Source organism: Streptomyces sp. NPDC057694 (assembly GCF_042799415.1).
Classification (GTDB): Bacteria; Actinomycetota; Actinomycetes; order Streptomycetales; family Streptomycetaceae; genus Streptomyces.
In genome coordinates, this window is sequence record NZ_JBHVIX010000006.1 from 67,123 (window position 1) to 83,570 (window position 16,448).

The 16,448-nt window shown below is 69.1% G+C and carries 10 protein-coding genes; 2 read left to right on the plus strand and 8 right to left on the minus strand.

Going from position 1 to position 16,448, the window contains the following annotated elements; all coding sequences use genetic code 11:
* Window positions 1-53: 53 nt before the first annotated feature.
* From ACFVDP_RS16540 to ACFVDP_RS16560, 5 genes are all read right to left on the minus strand, one after another.
* Window positions 54-959: a hypothetical protein gene (locus ACFVDP_RS16540; RefSeq protein ID WP_383489742.1), complete on the minus strand. Its 906-nt coding sequence runs from the start codon at window positions 957-959 to the stop codon at window positions 54-56.
* On the minus strand, window positions 956-1,669 hold the full coding sequence (gene sigM, locus ACFVDP_RS16545) for an RNA polymerase sigma factor SigM (RefSeq protein WP_383489745.1): 714 nt from the start codon (window positions 1,667-1,669) through the stop codon (window positions 956-958). Before sigM ends, ACFVDP_RS16540 begins: the two co-directional genes overlap by 4 nt.
* Window positions 1,670-1,714: 45 nt before the next feature.
* Window positions 1,715-3,448 carry a protein kinase family protein gene (locus tag ACFVDP_RS16550; protein ID WP_383489748.1) on the minus strand — a complete coding sequence of 578 codons (1,734 nt, stop codon included), beginning with the start codon at window positions 3,446-3,448 and terminating at the stop codon, window positions 1,715-1,717.
* A gap of 120 nt (window positions 3,449-3,568) precedes the next feature.
* Complete coding sequence (gene murJ / locus ACFVDP_RS16555; RefSeq protein WP_383489751.1) at window positions 3,569-5,815, minus strand: murein biosynthesis integral membrane protein MurJ; 2,247 nt, start codon at window positions 5,813-5,815, stop codon at window positions 3,569-3,571.
* Window positions 5,816-5,860: 45 nt separating this feature from the next.
* Complete coding sequence (locus tag ACFVDP_RS16560) at window positions 5,861-8,209, minus strand: DUF6049 family protein (RefSeq protein WP_383489754.1); 2,349 nt, start codon at window positions 8,207-8,209, stop codon at window positions 5,861-5,863.
* A 221-nt stretch (window positions 8,210-8,430) separates the two neighbouring features.
* Between ACFVDP_RS16560 and ACFVDP_RS16565 the strand changes: the two genes are divergently transcribed.
* Window positions 8,431-9,903 (plus strand): CCA tRNA nucleotidyltransferase, encoded by a 1,473-nt coding sequence (locus tag ACFVDP_RS16565; protein WP_383489757.1) that lies wholly within the window; start codon window positions 8,431-8,433, stop codon window positions 9,901-9,903.
* 88 nt (window positions 9,904-9,991) lie between these two features.
* Here ACFVDP_RS16565 and ACFVDP_RS16570 read toward each other — a convergent pair whose 3' ends face one another.
* The 3 genes from ACFVDP_RS16570 to ACFVDP_RS16580 form a co-directional block, all read right to left on the minus strand.
* Window positions 9,992-11,245 carry an MFS transporter gene (locus ACFVDP_RS16570; protein WP_383489760.1) on the minus strand — a complete coding sequence of 418 codons (1,254 nt, stop codon included), beginning with the start codon at window positions 11,243-11,245 and terminating at the stop codon, window positions 9,992-9,994.
* A gap of 134 nt (window positions 11,246-11,379) precedes the next feature.
* Window positions 11,380-12,462, minus strand: a complete 1,083-nt coding sequence (locus ACFVDP_RS16575) for an inositol-3-phosphate synthase (protein WP_383489763.1) — start codon at window positions 12,460-12,462, stop codon at window positions 11,380-11,382.
* A gap of 43 nt (window positions 12,463-12,505) precedes the next feature.
* Window positions 12,506-13,186 carry a helix-turn-helix transcriptional regulator gene (locus tag ACFVDP_RS16580; RefSeq protein WP_383489766.1) on the minus strand — a complete coding sequence of 227 codons (681 nt, stop codon included), beginning with the start codon at window positions 13,184-13,186 and terminating at the stop codon, window positions 12,506-12,508.
* Between the two features lie 371 nt (window positions 13,187-13,557).
* Here ACFVDP_RS16580 and ACFVDP_RS16585 point away from each other — a divergent pair, with 371 nt between their 5' ends.
* A complete protein-coding gene (locus ACFVDP_RS16585; protein WP_383489769.1) occupies window positions 13,558-16,287 on the plus strand; it encodes a transglycosylase domain-containing protein in 2,730 nt (909 codons plus the stop codon).
* The last annotated feature ends 161 nt before the right edge of the window (window positions 16,288-16,448 follow it).

Below are 16,448 nucleotides of genomic sequence, written 5' to 3' on the forward strand. Positions count from 1 at the left end.
GCATGCATTCCCGACGTGTCCGGGCGCACGCCCGGACTGCGTGCGGATGCCGGTCAGCCGCGGTTGTAGGAGTGGGTGTACAGCAGCTCGCCTGCCGTGGAGGAGTTCTTCGCCGCACAGGACGCGTCGACGATGAAGGCCGTGACGCGGGCCGCGTCGGTCCTGTGGGGCAACACGAGGAGATAGACGGCCTTCCCCTCGTACGTGCCCTGCTTGAACCCGAGGGGGTCCTCATCGCGGTGCGTGCCGCGCTGGACGCAGACCGGCGGTGCCAGGGCGGCCTTCGGTAGTTCGGGCGTCTTCGGGGACGGCTTGGGGCCGGTGCCCTCTGTTCCGAGCGACGTCGTGTCCCCCTCGTGCAGCAGCTCGGAGACCTTCGCCTTCAGGGTGGCCCTGGCGAAGGTCGACGGGCTCTGGCTCGCACTGGCCTGCGTCTTGCCTGCGGTCGGGGTGCTGCCGCCGCCCTGAAGGAACATCACGCCCGTGCCGATCGCGGCGGCGGTGAGGACGGCTCCGATGGCGGCGCCGGTGCGGCGTCGGGTGACGCGCGACCTGCGTCCCGGGCCGGTCGCGGAGGCGGCATGCCCGGAGGGCCGGTCCGCGGGGCGCGGTGCGGGACCGGAACGCTCGGTCGATGTTTCACGTGAAACAGGAGCGGTTTCACGGCCGCTGTCCTCGCCGCTCTCCGCGTCCTCGTACGCGACGGAGTCCAGGAGTGCCTCTGCGGCCAGAGCGGCGTCGATGCGCGCGGCGACGTCCTCGGGCATGCGCGGCGCGGCGGGAAGCGTGCCGAGCGTTCCGCGGATCTCTTCCAGCGAGGCGTAGACCTCGGCGCACAGGACACATCCGCCGAGGTGCCGGCGGATGTCGGAGGTGCGGGACGGCGGCAGCAGGCCCTCGGCAAGATCGGAGATCTCGGTGACCTCGGGGTGTTCCGCCGTGTCGGTCGTGGATGTCACGCTCGCCCACCTCCGCCCTTCACCGCAGTCGAGTCATGTGGTCCGGCCTCGTCCCGAGGTCCCGCTGCGGGTGGGACGGATGTCCCCTGCGTACGGTTCCTTCCGGGGGGCGGGTTCTTGCCACCGCCCTCCTCCCCGTTCGCTGTCCGCAGGTGCGCGAGGAGGGGAAGCAATCGGGCTCTGCCGCGGGCACAGCGGCTCTTCACGGTTCCCGTGGGGACATCAAGGATTCTGGCGGCTTCGGCCACCGGGTAGCCCTGCATGTCGACGAGAACGAGGACCGCCCGCTGGTCGGCTGGAAGGGACTCCAAGGCCCTCAGGAGCTCCCGGTGCAGATCGTTGCGCTCGGCGGGCGCGGCCGCCGACTCGTGGGGCTCCAGAAGCTGCTCGAGACGTTCGGTGTCGTCCACCGGCGCGGTTCTGCGGGAGGCCGTCTTGCGGGCCCGGTCCAGGCACGCGTTGACGGTGATGCGGTGCAGCCACGTCGTGACGGCGGACTGGCCGCGGAAGGTGTGGGCGGCGCGGTACGCGGAGACGAGCGCGTCCTGCACCGCGTCAGCGGCCTCCTCGCGGTCTCCCAGCGTCCGCAGGGCCACCGCCCACAGACGCTCCCGGTGCCGCCGCACTATCTCGCCGAATGCGTCCTTGTCCCCCGCGACATGGCGGGCGAGGAGGTCCTGATCGCTCGCTCCGCCGTAGGCGTCGTCCACTGCCGAACCCCCTCCCCGTGGCGGGCCCCGATGAGCCCCGGTGCGTCAGCCGGTGAACTTCACATCCGTGATGCCCTGCTTGTATCCGGCTTGGCTGTACCCATCTTGGCCCGCGTGAGGCAGCGCGGTCAGCCATACGAGCACGTACCGCGTCTTGACCGGCTTGTCGGCCTTGATGCTCAGCGCGGTGCTCGTCGTGTCCGTCTTGGCGCCGATCCGCTTCATGCCGTCCACCGCGGACGGGCTGGGGCTGAGTGAGTCGGATGCGTACAGCGAGACCGTGGTGTGGTCGCCTCCGTAGCGGAACTTTATCGACGCGGCCGACACGTCCTGGTCGGAACCGAGGTCGTACACGATGCCCACACCCGGCTTTATGACGATCTTGGGTCCGTCGACGAAGGCATGGGTGCGCCAGTACGACGCGCTGTCGTCGTCGTACGTCTTGCCGACGTCCGCCGGGGACTGCGCGTCGCCCGCGGCGACGAACTCCTTGGCGCCCGCGATACTGATCGGCTTGGCGATCTTCTTGTCGCCCTTGCCGCCGTCGTCGTCCGTGGTGTGGGTGTTCTCCGTACCGCTCGAGTTGTTGCGGTCCATGAGGGCATCCGCGAGCTGCCAGCTGCCGAGACCCAGCGCGGCGATCAGCAGCGCCGAGACGGCCCACTTGAGGGCCTTCCCGGTACGGCTCTGCAGCGGGGGCGGCGGCGTGGGGATCACCTGCGTGGCACCGGGCACGGCGGAACGGCCGTAGGTGCCCTGCTGATAGGTGGTGCGCTGGTACTCCGGGGGCGCGGTGAACGCGGGCTCCGGCGGCCGGATCTTGGGCATCTCGCCGATGGCCTTCACCAGCTCCTCCGGCGTGGTGCACGGGGGTTCCTGGCGGGACGCGGTGGCTCCGTCGTTGGCGAGCGCGCGCATGGCCAGCTCGGCGAGGCCGCGGTGGACGCCGGCCCGTACCTGGTCCGGTGCGATGAGCCCGACGTCCTTGGGCAGCCCCGCCAGGCCGTAGGCGTCGTTCTCGTACGGCCACCGCTGGGTCAGGGAGGCGTACAGGAGCGCGCCGATCGCCTCGGCGTCGGTGCGCTGCGGGGTGTCGGAGGTGATCCCGCGCAGCGCCGCGTTGACCGCGAGGCCGCGGATGCGCCACTGGCCGGTGGAGGTGCGCAGCACGGCGCTCGGCGTGAGCCGCAGATGCGCGAGGCCCTCGCGGTGCGCGGCCGCCATGGCGTGCGAGACCTGCGTGACCATGTCGTACGCGTCGTGCGCGTCGAGCGGGCCGACCGCGAGCAGGGCGGTCAGCTCCGTCGCGTCGGGCAGCCACTCGTGGACGACGTAGACGAGATCGTTCTCCTCGACCGCGTCCAGGACCTGGACGAAGCGGGGATCGCCGAGCAGCGCCGACGAGCGGGCCGCCGCGAGCACCGAGCGCGCCCGCGGATGGTCGGCGGGCAGCAGGTGCACGCCGACGGCGCGGCGCAGCTTCTCGTCCACCGCGCGCCAGCTGCTGAAACCGTCCAGACGTGTGACGCACTCTTCGAGCCGATAGCGCCTGGCGAGCTTGTGCCCGCTGTGCAGCTCGGGAGGTGATGTCTTACCGGGGCTCACGTGCGTGCCCGTCTCCGCGGTGTCCACCGGCGTCTCGGACGCCGTGCTGTCCCGCTTCCCGCTGTCGACCACACCGTCGGCCGTGGCCTGCTCCGCCTTGTCCGCCTTGGCGGTCAGCGGTTCGTCCCCGCCGTTGTCGGCCACGTCGACGGCAGCCGTGCTCCGTTCCGCCACCGTCGTTCCTGCCTCCCCATCCGTTGCACTCACTGCGACGCCAAAGCCAATTGTGCCCACAGTCCGGCGCTATGCACGACACGCAGTGGTCGCCGATGGTTGTGCGCACTTCGGGCCGAGTCAGCGACCGAGACGGCCACGGACCATTCCGACCAGTGAATTCAGTTCTTCGATTCGCATCTTGCGGGCTGCCACATAGAAAACGCCCAGCAGCGCCACGCTGCCGACGAGCAGCGCCGCGATCGAGCCGAGCACCCCGTGGCCGAGGGCCTTGGTGAGCGCGTACCCGATTCCGCCGCTGATGACCGTAGCGGGTACGGACGCCAGGCAGAGCCGCGCGTACGTACGAACGACGTTCGCACCGTCCAGATCGCCGCCGAGCCGCTTGCGCAGCCGCTGCCACGCGACACCGACGCCGATCGCGTAGGCGAGACCGTACGAGAGGGCCATGCCGACGACGGCCCAGCGGGCGGGCAGGATCACGTAGCAGATGGCCGACGCGGCGGCGTTGACCGCCGCGACGATCACCGTGTTGTAGAAGGGCGTGCGGGTGTCCTCGTACGCGTAGAAGCCGCGCAGGACGACGTACTGCACGGAGTACGGGATCAGGCCGAGACCGAACGCCATGAGGATGTAGCCCATGGACTGGGCGGCCTCGGGACCGCTGGAGCCGAACAGCAGGGTGCACATCGGGATGCCGAGCGCCACGAACATGAAGGAGACGGGGACGATCGCCACGGCCGAGGTGCGCAGGCCGGAGGAGATGTCGTCGCGGACCGCGCCCGAGTCGCCGTCGTGGGCGGAGCGCGAGATCCGCGGGAGCATCGCGGCCATGACCGAGACGGTGATGATCGCCTGCGGCATGCCCCAGATCAGCTGGGCGTTGGAGTAGCCCAGGATGCCGGTGCCCTTCACCGGGGACGCGTTGCCGGCCGCGGTGGCGAGCTGGGTGACGACGATCACGCCCGCCTGGTTGGCGAGCACGAAGAGCACGGTCCACTTGGCGAGCTTGACGGCCTTGCCGAGGCCGTGGCCCTTCCAGTCGAAGCGGAGCCGGAAGCGGAAGCCGGTCTCGCGCAGGTACGGGATCATCGCCAGCGACTGCACGGCCAGACCCAGAAGGGTGCCGATGCCCAGGAGGCGAACCGCCTCGTCGGGGATGCCGTTCACCGTCATCTTGGTCTGGGACCAGGGACCGTAGACCCAGAGGAACATGCCGAACGTGAAGATCATGACGATGTTGTTGAGGACCGGGGTCCACATCATCGCGCCGAACTTCCCGCGGGCGTTGAGGATCTGTCCCATGACCACGTGCACGCCCATGAAGAAGATCGTGGGCAGGCAGTAGCGGGCGAAGGCGATGCCCACACTGTCCGCGGCCGCGTCGTTGGCCACCGTGCTCGACATCAGGTGGATGAGCAGCGGTGCCGCGAAGACCACGACCGCCGTGATGGCCGCGAGGGCGACCATCACCAGGGTCAGCAATCGGTTGGCGAAGGCTTCGCCGCCGTCGTCGTCGTCCTTCATGGCGCGCACCAGCTGCGGCACGAACACGGAGTTGAGGCCGCCGCCGACGGTCAGGATGTAGATCATCGTGGGCAGCGTGTACGCGACGGTCCAGGTGTCGCCGAGCAGTCCGGCGCCGAGCGCCGCGGTGATCACCATGGTGCGGACGAAGCCGGTGAGGCGGGAGACGAGCGTGCCCGCCGCCATCACCGCGCTCGACTTCATGAGGCTGGAGGCGCGGCCGCCCTTCTGGGGAGCGGCGGGCGCGGGCGCGGCGGCCGGTGCCGGGGCGGGCACCACGGCCTGGCCGAGGACCTGGGTCTGGTCGTCGACGGGCTGCGGGACCGGCGGGCGGCCACCGCTGTACCCGGGCTGCTGGTCACGGAAGAGGTGCGCGAAGGCGTCCGGCTCGTGCCGCTCCTCGCTCGCCTGCGTCACCAGGTCGTCGACGCCCACGAACTGCGTCGTCCGCGCGTCGTCGCCGTACGGCAGGTACTGCGTGGGGCCCTCCGGCTCCGGCGGCGGCGTCTGCGCCCACACGCGCGGGTCCGGCTGGTACTGGTTCTCGGGCGGCGCGTAGAGCGGCTGCTGCGCCTGGTACGTGCCCGGGGGCGGCGGCGGGTGCGCGGCGCGGTCGTACAGCGCCTCGCCGACCGGATCCTGCGCGGTCAGATCCTGGCCGCGGTACGGATCCTGGTCGTAGGCGTCCTGGAGGTACGCGTCCTGCGGGTACGCGTCGGGGCCCGGCTGGGGCGGCGGGACCTGCCCGCCGGCACCGTGCGAGCCGGCGTACGGGTGGCCGTCGCCCGAGGCAGAGCCGCCCGAGCCCTGGCCACGATCACCGTCGTACGGCGCGTTCATGGTTACCCCACCTCATCGTCCCCGGCCCACCGGCCACGACATCGCTCAACGGTCCACTCTCTCACCCGTGCCCGACGGGGCCGTGCTTTCGGAAGCGGTGTCAGCCATCGGGTCACTCGGCTGCTGCGGGACGTCTGCCCGTGCGGCGGATGCCGAGCCGCCCTCGGGCTCCGCCTGCGCGGCCGATTCCGGGTCGTCCTCAGGACCGTCCGGGGCGGGCTCGCCGGCCTTCTCGGCCGCGGCGCGCTTGCGCTGGGTGTACATGCGGAACCCGGCCAGGACCAGCAGCAGGACGCCGCCGGCGATGACGAGCATCACGGTCGGCGTGACCTCGGTGACGTCGACCTGGAAGGCGATCTGCTTGCCGTACGGCTGGTTGTCCTCGGTGAAGAGCTGGGCGTAGACCCAGACGGGACCGGTCGCCTTGGCCGTGGTGGTGAACTTCACGGACTGGCTGTGGCCACTGGTGATCGTCACCTCCTGGTCCTGGGAGGAACCGTCACCGATCTTGAGGCGGGTGCCGTTGTCGGACGTGAGCCGCAGCTTGAGGTGGTCGACGTCCTGCCACAGGTTGTTCTGCACCGACACCGGGATGGTCGCGCTGCGCCCGGAGAGCTTCACCTCGGACTTGTCGATCAGCGACACCTGGTCGGTGAGGCCGGACAGATACTCCGAGACGCCGGTGCGGAAGCCGTCCGACGCGGCGGTCCTGCCGCGCCAGGACGTGGACATCTCACGGTCCACGGCCCGCCCGAACGGAGTCACCACACGGGACTCGTCGGTCAGGACGACCTTGAAGTTCTCCAGCTCGCGCTGAGTGGCCTGGATCTGCTCGAAGGCCGCTTGCGGCAGCTCCTGCTTGCGGAGCTTGGAGGGGTACGCGCGGGCGGACGGCACGCGGGTGGTCGCGCCGGAGTCGGGCTTCGCGGAAGCGGTGGCGGACAGGCTCTGCGACTGTGTCCAGGTGCCGCCCTGGAGCACTCCCACGGCCTTGGCCATCGTCTGGGCCTGGCTGGCGGTGGGCGTGCGCTGGGGGGCGATGAGGACGCTGCGCTGCCGGTCGGTCTGCCGGTCGAGCATCAGGCTCTGGGCGAGGAACTCCTGCACGGCGAGCGTGGAGTTCTCCGCGCCCGTCATGTCGCCCTGGAACGCGGTCGACAGGCGGGCGTCGGCGACCACCGCGGTGGTGCCGCCGCCGATGGGGCGCGCGGCGGACGGCGTGTACGGGAGGCTGTCGGTCTCGCTGAGGCTGTCGCTGCGCGCGATGATCTTGCTGGCGCCCGCGGACGTGGCGACCTTCACGATGTCCCAGTCGACGGCGCCCTCGGCGGGCCACGCGTAGGACGCGTCCGGCGTCACGTGGAGGATCGTGTCCACGGTCGACACGGCGGCGTCCGTGGCGTCCTTCAGGTGACTCAGCGAGCCGGCGACCTTCGTGCCGTTGTGGGCCAGCGAGGCCAGGTCGGGGTCGGCGAACGGCAGCGTGACCACCTTCTGGTCCTGCACCGCGGTCTGCAGGTCCTTCAGCCACTCCTTGGCGACCGCCTGGTGCTTGCCCGAGGTGAGCCTGCCGTTCGCGCCCTTGACCTTGTACGCCTCCGTCATGGCGTCGACCGAGGCGAGCAGATCGGGGTCGATCACCCAGGTGACGTCCAGCGCGCTGCCGAGCGCCAGCATCTGCTGCAGGCGACCACCGGGAGCGATCTCCTCGGCGAGGTCGTCGTTGCCGAAGACGGCGGTCTGCGTCTCGTTCGTCCCCGTCTCGGCCGTGAGGCCGGTCTCGGAGATCAGCGGCCACAGGACCGTCGTCTTCGTCTTGGTGCCGGCGGCGTCGGGCTGCCACGGCAGGAACGTCCGCTGGATGCCGAGCGTCTGCTGGTACGGGGTCGCTGCGGTCTGCCCCATGAGGGCGGCGCTGATCTGATAGACCCCGTCGGCGCTTAGGTTCAGCGCCTTGACGGGCACGGACAGCGTGAAGTCCTGGGTGGCGCCGGGCTTCAGCCTGGCGAACTTCTTCGCGTACTTGCTCGCGACCTCGGCGCCGTCCGGAGCGCCGCCCGTCTTGTTCTTCGCGGCCTCGTCCACGGCGGAGCGCCCGCTGTACGACATGCCGACCCGCAGGCCGATGTGCGCGTCGGTGACGGTCTGCCTGCCGTTGTTGGTGATCTTGCCCTTGACGGTCAGGGTGTCGCCGTCGGCCGGTGCGTTCGGCGACAGCTCGTTCACCGCCACGTCGACCGTGCTCGTGCCGGTCGCCGCGGCGGCGGCCGTGGCAGGGGCGGCGGCCTGGGCCGGCGGGGCGCCGGAGAGGAGTGCGGGCGCCGCGAGCAGCGGCGCCGCGGCGAGCAGGGCTCCCGTACGCCGCAGCAGTCGGCGGGCAGGTGAGGGACTCATCCCTGGGTAGTCTGCCGCCTCGGCCACGCGCTCGTCCGTCCCTCGTCGTCGTCAGTGGTCGCAGATGTGTCCACGCATCGTAACGACCAGGGCTGTACCTGAGTGCCTGGGTCCACCCCACAAGATCGTGCAGCCAGAGTAGGGGGCCGCATCTACGAGGACGCCGCGGCCCCGGCAAACGGTTCGGCCGGGGCGGTGCGAGGCACGTACCCTGTCCTGTTGTGCCGAACGCCAATGAAGACAACCCCAGTGCCCTGAGCCAGGTGCAGCACCGCGCGGTCAGCGAATTGCTGCGCGTTTCACCTGTCGCAGACGACCTCGCCCGCAGATTCCAGGAGGCCGGGTTCTCTCTCGCCCTGGTCGGCGGTTCGGTCCGGGACGCACTGCTCGGCCGGCTCGGCAACGACCTGGACTTCACCACCGACGCCCGTCCCGAGGACGTTCTCAAGATCGTCCGGCCGTGGGCCGACGCGGTCTGGGAGGTCGGCATCGCCTTCGGCACCGTCGGCTGCCAGAAGGACGCCCGGGTCGACGGTGTGGACCAGAGCTTCCAGGTCGAGGTCACGACGTACCGTTCCGAGGCGTACGACCGCACCTCCCGCAAGCCCGAGGTGTCGTACGGCGACTCGATCGAGGAAGACCTTGTCCGCCGTGACTTCACCGTGAACGCGATGGCCGTCGCGCTCCCGGAGAAGGACTTCATCGACCCGCACGGTGGCCTTGAGGACCTGGCCGAGCGCGTCCTGCGCACGCCGGGCACCCCCGAGGACTCCTTCTCCGACGACCCGCTGCGGATGATGCGGGCCGCCCGCTTCGCCGCGCAGCTCGACTTCGAGGTGGCCCCCGAGGTCGTCGCCGCGATGACGGCGATGGCCGACCGGATCGAGATCGTCTCCGCCGAGCGCGTCCGGGACGAGCTGAACAAGCTGATCCTCTCGGCGCACCCGCGCAAGGGCCTCACTCTGCTCGTCGACACCGGCCTGGCCGAGCGCGTCCTGCCCGAGCTGCCCGCCCTGCGTCTGGAGCGCGACGAGCACCACCGGCACAAGGACGTCTACGACCACACGCTGATCGTCCTGGAGCAGGCGATGGCGCTGGAGACCGAAGGGCCGGACCTCACGCTGCGTCTCGCGGCCCTGCTGCACGACATCGGCAAGCCGCGCACGCGCCGCTTCGAGAGCGACGGCCGGGTCTCCTTCCACCACCACGAGGTGGTCGGCGCCAAGATGACGAAGAAGCGCATGACGGCGCTCAAGTACTCCAACGAGCTGGTGAAGGACGTCTCCCGCCTCGTCGAGCTGCACCTGCGGTTCCACGGCTACGGCACGGGTGAGTGGACGGACTCGGCTGTGCGCCGCTACGTGCGCGATGCCGGACCGCTCCTGGGGCGGCTGCACAAGCTGACCCGTTCCGACTGCACGACCCGTAACAAGCGCAAGGCGAACACGCTCTCCCGGGCGTACGACGGCCTGGAGGAGCGCATCGAGCGTCTCCAGGAGCAGGAGGAGCTGGACTCGATCCGTCCGGACCTGGACGGCAACCAGATCATGGAGACCCTGGGAGTTTCCCCGGGGCCGGTGATCGGTCAGGCCTACAAGTTCCTGCTCGAACTGCGTCTGGAGAACGGACCCATGGAGCATGAAGCGGCGGTCGCGGCGCTCAAGGAGTGGTGGGCGGAGCAGGCCCAGGACTGACGGGTTCCTCGCTGACGCGTTCTTTGGTGACGGGGGCTCTGTTTCACGTGAAACAGAGCCCCCGTTCCGTTGAGGGGCTGTTGTTGTTTCACGTGAAACGACGGCGCATCGTCAGCGCGACGGCGGCGTAGACCGCCGCCACCAGAATCACGAGGGGAACCGAGCGCCCGTCCGGCGGCAGCATCAGCGCCGCCACTCCGGCGGCACCGACGAACGAGGCGTTGAACAGGACGTCGTAGACGGAGAAGATCCGCCCGCGGAAGCCGTCGTCGACGGACGACTGCACGACGGTGTCGGTGGCGATCTTCGCGCCCTGGGTGGTCAGCCCCAGGACGAAGGCGGCCACCATGGTCGGACCCGGCTCGAAATTCAGCCCCAGGGCGAGTCCCAGGACGGCGGCGACGCCGGCGCAGATCGCCATCCAGCCGCCCGCGCCGAAGCGCCCCGCGGCGGCCGGGGTGATGACGGCGGCGACGAAGAACCCGGCCCCTGAGATCCCCAGCGCCAGGCCGAGCAGAGCCAGGCCCTGCCCATCCGTGGACGACCACGCGTACCGACACAGCATCAGCACCATGACGAGCAGGGCGCCGTAGCAGAACCGCATCGCCGTCATCGCGGCCAGAGCGCGTGCGGCGGCCGGCCGTGAGGCGAGATGCCGTACGCCGGAGACGAGGTCCCGCGCCGCGCCGGACAGTGCGGAGGCGAGGCGCGGCTGCACCAGCTCGGGGTCCGGTCCCAGTAGTTGTACGTCCATGCGCAGCGATGCCAGGGCCGCGCAGAGGTAGAGGAAGGCGCCGAGCAGCACGACGGCCGCATCGGAGTCCGAGGCGACGAGACGCACCGCGAAGGCCAGACCGCCGCCCACGGTCGCGGCGAGCGTCCCCGCGGTCGGTGAGAGGGAGTTGGCGACGACGAGCCGGTCGGCGTCGACAACACGCGGGAGCGCGGCCGAAAGGCCCGACAGGACGAAGCGGTTGACCGCGGTGACGCAGAGCGCGGAGGCGTAGAAGAGCCAGTCCGGCGCCTGGCTCAGCATGAGGCCCGCCGTCGCGGAGGCGAGCACGACGCGGAGGAGATTGCCGTAGAGGAAGACCTGCCGGCGACGCCAGCGGTCCAGCAGGACGCCCGCGAACGGTCCCACGAGCGAGTAGGGCAGCAGCAGGACGGCCATGGCCGAGGCGATCGCCGCCGGGGAGGTCTGCTTCTCCGGGGAGAAGACCACGTAGGTGGCGAGGGCGACCTGGTAGACGCCGTCGGCTCCCTGGGACAGCAGCCGCAGGGTGAGCAGGCCTCGGAAGTCACGCAGACACAGCAGGACACGCAGGTCACGGACGACAGCCATGGGGCACAGCCTCACATACGAGGAAGGCCCCCGGCGCACGAGAGTGCGATCCAGGGGCCTCACCAGCCTCGAGCGGCAGATGCTTCACGGTTTCACGTGAAACATTCGCGCCGGCCGTCAGGAGAAGTCGGCGCTCAGCGCTCGACCTCACCCTTGATGAACTTCTCGACGTTTTCGTAGGCCTCGTCGTCGAAGTACTGCACCGGCGGGGACTTCATGAAGTACGAGGACGCGGAGAGGATCGGGCCACCGATGCCACGGTCCTTGGCGATCTTCGCGGCGCGCACGGCGTCGATGATGACACCCGCGGAGTTCGGGGAGTCCCAGACCTCGAGCTTGTACTCCAGGTTCAGCGGGACCTCGCCGAAGGCACGGCCCTCGAGGCGGACGTACGCCCACTTGCGGTCGTCGAGCCACGCGACGTAGTCGGACGGGCCGATGTGGACGTTCTTCTCGCCCAGCTCACGGTCGCGGATCTGCGAGGTGACGGCCTGCGTCTTCGAGATCTTCTTCGACTCGAGGCGGTCGCGCTCCAGCATGTTCTTGAAGTCCATGTTGCCGCCGACGTTGAGCTGCATGGTGCGCTCAAGACGGACACCGCGGTCCTCGAACAGCTTGGCCATCACGCGGTGCGTGATGGTCGCGCCGACCTGCGACTTGATGTCGTCGCCGACGATCGGGACGCCCGCCTCGGTGAACTTGTCAGCCCACTCCTTGGTGCCGGCGATGAAGACCGGAAGGGCGTTGACGAACGCGACCTTGGCGTCGATGGCGCACTGCGCGTAGAACTTCGCCGCGACCTCGGAACCGACGGGCAGGTAGCAGACGAGGACGTCGACCTGCTTGTCCTTGAGGATCTGGACGACGTCGACCGGGGCCTCGGTGGACTCCTCGATCGTCTCGCGGTAGTACTTGCCGAGACCATCGTGCGTGTGGCCACGCTGGACCTGGACGCCCGTGTTCGGGACGTCGCAGATCTTGATGGTGTTGTTCTCGGAGGCGCCGATGGCGTCCGCGAGGTCGAGGCCGACCTTCTTCGCGTCGACGTCGAACGCGGCGACGAACTCGACGTCGCCGACGTGGTAGTCGCCGAACTGGACGTGCATGAGGCCGGGGACCTTGGTCTCCGGGTCAGCGTCCTTGTAGAACTCGACGCCCTGCACCAGCGAGGCGGCGCAGTTGCCCACGCCGACGATGGCTACGCGAACCGAACCCATTCCGGTTGCTCCCTGTGTGTACTGGTGAAGTCCTGAGCGGACTTCACGTGGCGGTGTCATCGGACGGATCCGGCCGGGTGCTGTCCCGGTGCCGGGGCAGGCCGCCCGTCTCTCCAGATGTGTCCTGCTGAGCTGCGCTCTCCGGGCCCGACCGTCGTTGGTCGCGTCCCGCGCGCTCGCTCTCGATGAGCTCGTTCAGCCAGCGCACTTCGCGCTCCACGGACTCCATGCCGTGCCGCTGCAGCTCAAGCGTGTAGTCGTCCAGGCGCTCCCGCGTGCGGGTGAAGGACAGGCGCATCTTCTCGAGGCGCTCCTCCAGCCGACTGCGACGGCCCTCGAGGACCCGCATCCGCACATCGCGCGACGTCTGCCCGAAGAAGGCGAATCGCGCGGCGAAGGTCTCGTCCTCGTAAGCATCAGGGCCGGTCTGCGCGAGCAGCTCCTCGAAGTGCTCCTTACCTTCCGCCGTCAACCGATAGACGATCTTGGCGCGACGCCCTGAGAGTGGAGCGGCAGGGACGTCGGTGGGACCGGGACCCGATTCCTCGATCAACCAGCCGTTGGCGACCAGCGTCTTGAGGCAGGGGTACAGCGTCCCGTAACTGAAGGCGCGGAAGACCCCCAGCGACGTATTGAGTCGTTTGCGCAGCTCATAGCCGTGCATCGGGGACTCGCGGAGCAGTCCGAGTACGGCGAATTCGAGGATGCCGGAACGTCGGCTCATCGTCGCCTCCTCACTGTCGCGGGCCCATGTATCGACTCTTTATGTCGTGCTGATGTATCGACTCGATACATCAGCACGATAGAACGAGCCTGCGACTCCGACAAGAGGGATCACGGTGAACGGCGTCACATCACCGATTCGCACGAAGTAACTTGCCTGTTTTGGGGTGAACTTCGGCCCTAGGTGGGTTTTGACGGTGCGTAGTCTGTCCGCCATGCAGACCACCGGGAACCGAGTGACGCCTGAGGGCGTCGTCGTCCCGGGTGCAGTACGGATGAGCGCCGGAAGGGGCGCATCCGTACGTCGGGGGGACCGGAAACCAGCCGTCGTCCAGGCGCGCCAGCCGCGCCTGCCCGAGGAGTAGTCGTTCGATGAGCGAGCACCGTCGCAAATCGCCGCAGCCGCAGAGCGGCGGGCGTGCCGCGGCCCGTCGCGGAGCGTCCGGAGCACAGTCGGGTCGCCGTGCGGCACCCCGTGGCTCCACCGGTTCACCGTCCGGTTCCTATGACGCCCCGAGTTCATCGGGTCCGTCCGAGGACGGGACCGAAGATCGTCCCTGGGGCGGCCGCGCCGAAGCGCGCCGTGCTGCCCAGCGCAGTGGCGGAGGAAGGCGCAGGGCCCCCGAGGGCGGCGGCCGCGGCGGAGCCGGTGGTGGCGGCCGTCGTGGCGGCGGCGGCCCCGGTGGGCCGAGCGGTCCGGGGCGCGGCAGAGGCCGTGGCTCAGGGCAGCCGGAGAAGAAGGGGTTCATCGACTACCCGCGCGCCAACAAGGACGGCTGGCGTCGCTGGATGCCGTCCTGGCGACTCATGTCGGGTTTGTGCGTCGGATTCCTCGGGAGCCTGATGGCGGCCGCGGGCATCGCCTACGCGCTGGTCGACACTCCGACCGTCGCCGACACGGCCAAGGCCCAGAACAACGTCTACTACTGGTCCGACGGGACCCAGATGGTCGCGACCGGTGGTGAGACCAACCGGCAGATCATCAACTACGAGGACATCCCGAAGTCCATGCGCTACGCCGTCATGTCGGCGGAGAACAAGACCTTCGAGACCGACAAGGGCGTCGACCCGATGGGTATCGCCCGCGCCGTGGTGAACATGGCGAAGGGCGGCCAGACCCAGGGCGGCTCGACGATCACCCAGCAGTACGTGAAGAACGCGATGCTGGACGACCAGTCGCAGACCGTGTCCCGAAAGCTCAAGGAGCTGTTCGTCTCCATAAAGGTCGGCCGGACGGTCGGCAAAGAGACGATCATGGCCGGCTATCTCAACACCGCCTACTACGGGCGCGGTGCCTACGGGATCCAGGCGGCCTCGCGTGCGTACTTCGACGAGAACGCCGCCAAGCTGAACGAGAGCCAGACGGCGTTCCTCGCGTCCGTGCTCAAGGGCGCGACGTACTACGACCCCGCGGGTTCTCCCGAGATCGACCCGATCAACGCGACCCGCGAGAAGAACACGGCACGCGCCCAGGCGCGCTGGAAGTGGATCCTCGGCGAAGAGGTGAAGGACGGCCGGCTGACCGCCGCCCAGCATGATGTCTACATCAAGAAGGGCTTCCCCGAGCTGAAGAGCCCGCGTTCCAACGCCCAGCTGAGCGGTCAGATCGGCTATCTCGTCGACCTCGCCAAGGCCTACGTCATCAACAACAGCAAGATCACCGCCAACGCCCTCCAGCAGGGCGGCTACGAGATCCACACCACCTTCGACAGGAAGAAGGTGAAGCAGCTCGAGGCCGCGGTGAAGAAGGTCCGCAAGGAGAGCATCAAGCCGGACCAGCGGGAGAAGGACAAGTACGTCCAGTTCGGCGGTGCCTCGGTGAACCCCGAGGACGGTGCGATCGAGGCGATCTACGGCGGCGCCGACGCCACGAAGCACTTCACCAACAACGCCGACGTCACGGGCGCCCAGGTCGGTTCGACCTTCAAGCCCTTCGTCCTGGCCGCCGCCTTCAAGGACGGCGTGCGGGACCCGGACCAGGGCCCGGACCAGCCCGCGAGCGCGCGCACCATCGTCTCGCCGAAGAGTCTGTACAGCGGCAAGAACAAGCTGAAGATCCAGACCTACGACGGCTCGGTCTGGAAGGACAAGGAGGGCAAGGAGTGGCTGCAGACCAACGACGGCGGCGACTCCATCAACCCTCCGACCTACCAGATCGACCTGCGTGAGGCGATGCGGCAGTCCGTGAACTCCGCCTATGTGCAGCTGGGCATGGACGTCGGACTGGACAAGGTGAAGGAGTCCGCGTTGAGCGCGGGCCTCCTGGAGAACAGCTTCGCCAGCGCCAACTACCCGTCCTTCTCCCTGGGCACCTCGGACCCGAGCGCGATCCGTATGGCCGGCGCCTACGGCACGTTCGCGTCCAGCGGTCAGCAGAACGACCCGTACTCGGTGACCTCGGTCGACCACAAGGGCGAGCCGGCCTACCGGCACGACGCAAAGCCCAAGAGGGCCTTCGACACGAAGGTCGCGGACAACGTCACCGACGTCCTCAAGACGGTCGTCGACAAGGGCACGGGTACGGCTGCGCAGCTGCCGGGCCGCGACGTGGCCGGCAAGACCGGTACCACCGACGGCAACAAGTCCGCCTGGTTCGTCGGCTACACCAAGCAGCTGTCCACCGCGATCACGATGTACCGGATGGACGACAACGAGAAGTCCAAGAACCGCAAGTTCCTCGAGATGTACGGAACGGGCGGTCAGGACAAGATCCACGGTGCGTCGTTCCCGGCGGAGATCTGGCACGACTACATGGCCAAGGCCATGCAGGGCCAGAAGAACGAGCCCTTCGAGACTCCCGAGCCCATCGGCAAGATCGTCGGTGAGACGGCCAGCCCGACTCCGACGCCGACGGTCAGCACGCCTCCGTCCTCCTCGGCTCCGGCCTCTCCGACTCCGAGCGAGTCCTCGGCCGATCCGTCACCGTCCACCAGCGAGACGTGCAGCAAGTGGGACTGGAGCTGCAACAACGACGGTGGGACGACGGACGGCGCTGACGGTGGCGCGGACGGCGGGGTAACGACGTCGCCTTCGGCCACCGAGAGTTCGGGAGACACGAGAGGTAATCAGAACGGCGGCGGTTTCTTGGGAGGCACCGGCTAGCCCACATCGTTGTGACGCAGTGTGTTTCACGTGAAACGCTGCGTGTTCCACGGCAGTCGAGGGGGGGGGGACCCCCGGGGGGGGGGGGGACCCTCCCCCTTTTTCGCTCCCTCCCGAAGGGGGGGTTGGAGACCCAACGGCAAGAAAAAAAGCGTGGGCCC